9 protein-coding genes are annotated in these 6,537 nt (G+C 63.8%); 6 read left to right on the top strand and 3 right to left on the bottom strand.

Going from position 1 to position 6,537, the window contains the following annotated elements; all coding sequences use genetic code 11:
- Window position 1: 1 nt before the first annotated feature.
- The gene (locus tag ABWP09_RS07255; protein ID WP_353204479.1) at window positions 2–1,738 is read right to left on the bottom strand and encodes a DUF885 domain-containing protein; all 1,737 of its coding nucleotides are present in this window, start codon (window positions 1,736–1,738) and stop codon (window positions 2–4) included.
- Window positions 1,739–1,888: 150 nt separating this feature from the next.
- Between ABWP09_RS07255 and ABWP09_RS07250 the strand changes: the two genes are divergently transcribed.
- Window positions 1,889–2,713 (top strand): alpha/beta fold hydrolase, encoded by an 825-nt coding sequence (locus ABWP09_RS07250; RefSeq protein WP_353204478.1) that lies wholly within the window; start codon window positions 1,889–1,891, stop codon window positions 2,711–2,713.
- A gap of 62 nt (window positions 2,714–2,775) precedes the next feature.
- Here ABWP09_RS07250 and ABWP09_RS07245 read toward each other — a convergent pair whose 3' ends face one another.
- Both ABWP09_RS07245 and eno read right to left on the bottom strand, forming a co-directional pair.
- The gene (locus tag ABWP09_RS07245; RefSeq protein WP_502959773.1) at window positions 2,776–3,069 is read right to left on the bottom strand and encodes an FtsB family cell division protein; all 294 of its coding nucleotides are present in this window, start codon (window positions 3,067–3,069) and stop codon (window positions 2,776–2,778) included.
- Between the two features lie 85 nt (window positions 3,070–3,154).
- On the bottom strand, window positions 3,155–4,432 hold the full coding sequence (eno, locus tag ABWP09_RS07240) for a phosphopyruvate hydratase (protein WP_353204476.1): 1,278 nt from the start codon (window positions 4,430–4,432) through the stop codon (window positions 3,155–3,157).
- 143 nt (window positions 4,433–4,575) lie between these two features.
- On the opposite strand from eno, the gene ABWP09_RS07235 reads away from it, so the two are divergent.
- The 5 genes from ABWP09_RS07235 to ABWP09_RS07215 form a co-directional block, all read left to right on the top strand.
- Window positions 4,576–5,064: a hypothetical protein gene (locus ABWP09_RS07235; RefSeq protein ID WP_353204475.1), complete on the top strand. Its 489-nt coding sequence runs from the start codon at window positions 4,576–4,578 to the stop codon at window positions 5,062–5,064.
- Between the two features lie 22 nt (window positions 5,065–5,086).
- Window positions 5,087–5,449, top strand: a complete 363-nt coding sequence (locus ABWP09_RS07230; RefSeq protein WP_353204474.1) for a phage holin family protein — start codon at window positions 5,087–5,089, stop codon at window positions 5,447–5,449.
- A complete protein-coding gene (locus ABWP09_RS07225) occupies window positions 5,446–5,781 on the top strand; it encodes a hypothetical protein (protein ID WP_353204473.1) in 336 nt (111 codons plus the stop codon). The genes ABWP09_RS07230 and ABWP09_RS07225 overlap by 4 nt, the downstream gene beginning before the upstream one ends.
- Window positions 5,778–6,242: a hypothetical protein gene (locus tag ABWP09_RS07220; RefSeq protein WP_353204472.1), complete on the top strand. Its 465-nt coding sequence runs from the start codon at window positions 5,778–5,780 to the stop codon at window positions 6,240–6,242. The genes ABWP09_RS07225 and ABWP09_RS07220 overlap by 4 nt, the downstream gene beginning before the upstream one ends.
- Window positions 6,243–6,322: 80 nt before the next feature.
- Window positions 6,323–6,537, top strand: a 215-nt coding sequence (locus tag ABWP09_RS07215) for a DUF4170 domain-containing protein (protein ID WP_353204471.1), incomplete at its 3' end; no start/stop codon positions are given.

The raw sequence follows: 6,537 nt of genomic DNA, 5'->3' as shown, positions 1-6,537 counted from the left end.
CTCAGAACACCGCTTTCCCGTCCCCGCCCAGCATGGCTTTTCGCACCAGCGGGATCGGCGGCCCGCCATAACGCAGGAATTCGTCGTGGAACGCCTTCCACGAGCCGCGCCCGCCATGCGTCGCGGTCCAATCCTCGCGCAGCTTGCGGATCATCAATTTGCCCATCGTATAGTTGAGATAGGCCGGATCGTACGTCCCGCGCGCCGATTGCTGCTTGGCGTTGCCCTCGTCCTGATAGCATTGCTCGACGAACATTTTCCGCGATTGCTCCTGCGTCATCGTGCCGCTGTGCAGCCCGATCGCCGACAGATAGCGGCAATTGCGCAGCAGCGCGTTCGACAGCTGCCCGACATGCGTTTCCGCATCCCCCTTATGCAGCCCGGCTTCCCACATCATTTCCTCGGCATAATGCGCCCACCCCTCTGCAAAGGCATAGCCGACGAACAATCGCCCGAAGAGCGAGGGCGAGGCATTGGCGTGGCGGAATTGCAGGAAATGTCCCGGCATCACTTCGTGGACCGAGGTGAACAGCAAATCCATCTTGCCGGGGATGAACCCGTCCTGCTCGGCCTTGCTCCACGATGGGTCCGGCGGCGAGATGTAATAGACCGACGGAATGCCCTTCTCGAACGGCCCGGGCGGATCGATATAGGCGCTGTTCTGCCGGTTATAGGGCGGGCTTTCCTCGACCAAAGCTTGCTCCTGATCGGGGATCGTCACGACGTCGTTGGCGAGCACGAACGCCCGCAGTTCGGGGATTTGCTTGCGCGCCTCGGCGACCGGATCGTTATTGGCGGGCTTATTGGCGTTCATCTTGGCCATGCACGCCGGGACCGTCGCGCCCGGCGCGAACTGCCCGCACGCCTCGGCCAGCGCCTTCTGGTTGCGGAGCAAATCGGCCTTCCCCGCCGCCTCGAGCGTGGCGAGTGGCACATCAACGCCCTCGGTCAGCTTGACCATCCGCGCGAAACGCTCTGCCCCCAGCGCGAAGTCCTGCGTCGCGCTCGGGCGCTGCTTCTCCAGATGCGCCGCCAGATCGTGCATTGCCTGCGACGCGACAATCGCGGCCTTGTCGAACTCCTCCTGCAAGGCGGGGCTCTTCACCGTGGCAAACGCCTTTTTCGCGTCGCCGGTATAATAATCGCCGAAGCCGTTAAACGCGGCGACGCCGAAATTGATGTAGCTGAGCGGCATCGGCGTCTTGAGGTTCGCCTTGATCTGCGCGGCGGCAACGGGAATCTTGCGCATGAAGGTGACGATCGCGCGCATCCGCGTCGGCGTATCGGCATAGTTGCGCGCGATATAGACGTTGGGATCAAGCCCGGCATTCACATACCAGGCCGGATTCTTGTGCGGGAAATCGGCATCCTCAAGCCAGAACAATTTGCCCGACGCGACCGTCACCAGATAATCGCGCTCGAAAGCTTCGTCCTTGCTCAGCTTGGCCGCATCGAATGCCTTGGCCTTGTCGATCGCCTCGCGCAGGAAGGCACCTTGCCGCTTGAGCCCGCCCGGCGTCCAGTCACCCAGCCCGCCATCGAAATCGTGCCGGCCCTGATACACCGCATCGGCGGGCGACACCTTGAACCAATCCTCGATGAAGGTATCGCGGAAGCTCTTCCAGTCGGTCGTTGGCAGAACGGCGAGCGGGGCCATCGAGCCCTTCGGTTCGGGCGGGGCGGACGCGCATGACGCCAGCGCCAGAGCGGCGATCCCGGCCAACAAAACTGAACGCATACCTGCTCCCTCGATTCGTTATGGCGCGACGCTGGCAGTTTGCGACGGATCGCGCCAGCCCAGCGGGCGGGCGTTGCGCGCCAACTGGCGGGAACGCGGCGGCGACCGTATCGTTGAGCCGGAACGATCCCGCCAATACGGAGCACTCCCATGCCCTACATCAAAACTCGCGACGGTACCGATCTCTACGTCAAGGATTGGGGCGAAGGTCGCCCGGTCGTCCTGATCCATGGCTGGCCGCTCAGCGCCGACAGCTGGGATGCGCAGGCGCTGGCGCTGGCCAACGCCGGCTTCCGCGCGATCGCTTATGATCGTCGCGGCTTCGGGCGCTCGGGTCAGCCGTGGAACGGCTATGATTACGATACGCTGTCGGACGATCTCGCCGACGTGCTGGAGCAGACCGGCGCAACGTCGGACGCGACCATCGTCGGCTTCTCGATGGGCGGCGGCGAAGTCGCGCGCTACATGAGCCGCCACGCCGGCAAGGGCCTGGTCGCGGCCGGGCTGATCGGGTCGGTCGTGCCGTATCTATCGAAGGCCGACGACAACCCCAACGGCGCGCCGCCCGAAGTGTTCGAGGGGATGCTCGCCGGCATTGCGGCTGATCGCCCCGGCTTTTTCGCGGGCTTCCTCAAGACCTTTTTCGGCATTGGCGGCACCGGGCCACAGGTTGGGCCGGAAACGGTGCAATGGGCATGGAACATCGCGATGCAGGCCGGGCTGCGCGGTACACTCGAATGCGTCAAATCCCTCGGTCACACCGATTTTCGCGGCGATCTGCCCGCCTTCGGCGTGCCCACGCTGATCGTTCACGGCACTGCCGATGACATCGTCCCGATCGACCTGAGCGGTCGCGTCGCCGCCCGCGGGATCGGGCAAGCGCAACTCGTCGAATATGACGGCGCGCCGCACGGTTTCACCGTGACCGAGCGCGACCGCTTCACGAAGGATTTACTGACGTTCCTGGGACGGTAGGAGCCGAAACCGACTTTTGGCGTCCCCGCGGAAGCGGGGACGCCCAATCTAGATTTGCGCGGCTATTTCTTGTCGGTCAGCGGGACGATCATATCGTCTTTATGCACCACGCCGAGGTTCTTGAGCGCAAGTTCCTCGACCATGTCCGGGTCGGCATGGCGTGGGTCGAGCAAGGCCACGCGGTTCTTCAAATCCGCCCGGCTCTTGTCGAGCATCGCAAGCTCACGCTGCTTCACCGTCAATTGCCGCTCGATATCGCCGTAGGCCAGCGCGCCGTTCGGCCCGAAAATCGCATAGCCGCCGAAGAACACGCCAACGATCAACAATGCCGCCGGCGCGATCGCGCGGCGGAGCATCGTGCGGAGAGTTGAGCGTTTCTTGGCCACGGATGCGACTTTCGCGCATCGCGACTCGCGGATCAAGCCCGTATTTCTACGTTGGTTAAATTCTCATGACAGAGCGTCCGGCATAAACCGCAGCACCCTCCAGTTCCTCCTCGATCCGGATCAGCTGGTTGTATTTGGCGAGCCGGTCGGAGCGCGCGAGGCTGCCCGTCTTGATCTGCCCGCAATTGGTCGCAACCGCCAGATCGGCGATGGTCGAGTCCTCAGTCTCGCCCGAGCGATGCGACATCACCGCAGTATAGCCCGCCCGTTGCGCCATCGAAACGGCTTCGAGCGTTTCGGTGAGCGTACCGATCTGGTTAACCTTGACCAGCAACGAATTGGCATAGCCGCCCTCAATCCCGCGCTTCAGCCGCTTGGGATTGGTCACGAACAAATCGTCGCCAACGAGCTGGACCTTGTCGCCGACCATGTCGGTCAGCGCCTTCCAGCCCTCCCAATCGTCCTCGCTCATGCCGTCCTCGATCGAAAAGATCGGATAACGCCGAGTCAGGTCGGCGAGATATTCGGCCATTTCGTGGCTCGACAGGCTCTTGCCCTCGCCCGAGATTTCGTAACGTCCCTTCTTGTAGAATTCGGTCGCGGCGCAATCGAGCGCGAGCATCACGTCGTCACCGGGGGTGTAGCCCGCCGTTTCGATCGAGCGCAGGATGAATTCGATCGCTTCGTTGGTCGAGGCGATGTTCGGCGCGAAGCCGCCTTCGTCACCGACCGAGGTCGCCAGGCCCTTGTCGTGCAACGCCTTTTTCAGCGTGTGGAAAATTTCCGACCCGCAACGCACCGCTTCAATCATCGAGCTTGCGCCGACCGGCACGATCATGAATTCCTGAAAATCGATCGGATTGTCGGCATGTTCACCGCCATTGATGATGTTCATCATCGGCACCGGCAGCACATGCGCCGAAACGCCACCGACATAGCGGTAGAGCGGCAGCGTGCGCGCATCCGCCGCCGCCTTTGCGACCGCAAGGCTGACCCCGAGGATCGCATTCGCGCCGAGTCGGCTCTTATTCTCAGTCCCATCGAGCTCGATCATCGTCGCATCGATTTCGCGCTGATCCTCGGCTTCGAGGCCCGCGATCGCATCGGCAATCTCGCCATTGACCGCATCGACCGCGCTTTGCACGCCCTTGCCACCCCAGCGGCTCTTGTCACCGTCGCGCTTTTCGACCGCTTCATGCGCCCCGGTCGACGCCCCCGAAGGCACGGCTGCGCGGCCGAAACTGCCGTCTTCGAGCATCACCTCGACCTCGACCGTCGGGTTGCCGCGGCTGTCGAGGATCGTACGCGCGTGAATGTCGATGATTGCGGTCATGGAACGATCCTTCTAACTGTCCGACACAGGTCTGCGCGTGCCTCTATCGGCTAAGTCCCGTGCCCGCAATTCGTTGGGACATGGGAACTAGGGCAGGCGCTTACCGGTTACGTGTTTTGGATCATCAACGAAGGGCGCTTGTCATGGCTACCACCCCCGAATCCGCGAACGCATCGACCACGACCGAACATCTCGACGCTGCCGCCGACGCCGCACGCACCGCTGCAGACGAAACCGTCAAAGCCGGCGTCACTGCCTCGCAGCTGTTCAAGGATAGCGCGGCCAAGATCGGCAAGGACGCGGTTGAACGCGCCAAGACCTATGCCGAGGACGGCAAGGCCCGTGCCGGCGGCGCGCTCGACGAGATCGTTAAGATGATCAACGACGCCGCGGGCACCGTCGATGAAAAACTCGGCGAGCAATACGGCCAATATGCGCGCACCGCCGCCGACAAGGTCGCGGGCTTCTCCGAAGGACTGAAGGCCAAGGAACTCGACGATCTGATCGAAGACGCACGCGGCTTCGTCCAGAAGAGCCCGGCGATTGCGATTGGCACGGCAGCCGCGATTGGCTTCGTGCTGGTGCGGCTGATCCAGTCGGGCTTGGCGGCCGACACCGACGACAAGTCCTGAGCCGGATCGCCGGGGGGTAGTGATGGACGACGCGGCGCGCGACACACCGGGCGATGACGAGAATATCGCGTCGCTGCTTTCGCGCGCGCTGGCCGATGCCGAGCACCTCGCCCGTGCCGAGATCGAGTTGCAGAAGGCGAAGGTTGTCGCGCGGATCGATGAGGCGCGTAATGGCGTCCTGTTGTTGCTTGCCGCTGTGGCGACCGGGTCGGTCGCGATAACGGCGCTGGTCGTTGGCGTGCTGATGGTGCTCGCGCCCTTGGTCGGTCCGGCGGGGGCAACCGCGATCGTGGCGGGGACGCTCATACTGGTTTCGACACTGCTCGGATGGCTGGCGATGCGGCATTTCAAATTGCTGTTCGGTGTATCGGAGGAAGCACCGTGACCGGACGCGCGATCGGAACGCGGCTCGCGCTGGCGCAGGCGCGGTCCGACGCTGCCCGCGCGCGCCTTTCGACGACGATCGGCGCGTTGCAACGCCGCGCCACGCCGCAGGCCTTGGCACAGGACGTCGCAAAAACCCTCAAAGTGCGGGGGATCGACGCCCTGAACGGCCTTGCCGACACCGCCAGACGCAAACCGCTGCACGTCGGGCTCGCCGTGACGCTGCTCGGCCTGTTCCTGGCGCGACATCAGATCGCGCGCCTGTTGCGGCGACGTGGCCCTACCCCGGCGCGCGCACGCACCCCTTCCCCCCAACGAGGATCCTCGAAATGACCGAAGCGAAACCTGCCACGACGCGCATCTCTGCTTCCAAGGCGATCGCAGCGACGTCGGACACGGCGCGCGATCTCGCGCGCAAGACCGCCGAAGGCATCGAGGCCAATCCGGTCGGCGTGCTCGCAGGCGGCGTCGCGCTTGGCGTGTTGCTCGGCGCGTTCCTGCCGCGCAGCGAGCATGAAGCGAAGTTGCTCGCACCAGTCGGAAAACGGATCAGCGATACGACGCGCGGCGCGTTCGATGCGGCGAAGGACACCGCCAAGGCCGAACTCGACGTGCTGGGCTTCACGCGCACTGCGGCGCGCGATCAGGTCGGCAAGATGCTCGGTGGCGTGGTGCGGACGCTTGCCACCGCAGGGACCGCCGCTGTCGCCGCTGCGAAGGCGCAACCCGCTGCGCCCGAGGCTGCGCCCGCCACGAAAAAGCCTGCTGCGAAAAAAGCGAAACCCAAAGCCTAATCTTTTCGGGAAAGGTTCCCGAACGCGCGTGCCGCCCCTATGAAGGGATGGACCGTCATGCCTATCGGGACCAGAATTTCATGAGCAAGCTTCACCTCGTCTTCGGCGGTCGCGTATCCGACCCGCGCGGCCTCGACTTTGACGATCTCGATTCGATCGAGATGGTCGGCGTGTTTCCGAATTATGCCAGCGCCGAAAAGGCATGGCGCGCCGCCGCACAGCGCACCGTCGATGATGCCGAGATGAAGTTTGTGGTGGTGCATTTGCACCGGCTCTTGCAGCCGGATCTGCTGGC

The organism is Sphingomonas sp., assembly GCF_040398505.1.
In the GTDB taxonomy this organism is placed as follows: Bacteria; Pseudomonadota; Alphaproteobacteria; order Sphingomonadales; family Sphingomonadaceae; genus Sphingomonas.
The sequence above is the reverse complement of the archived record's forward strand: the minus strand, read 5'-3'. Positions and strand labels throughout refer to the sequence as shown.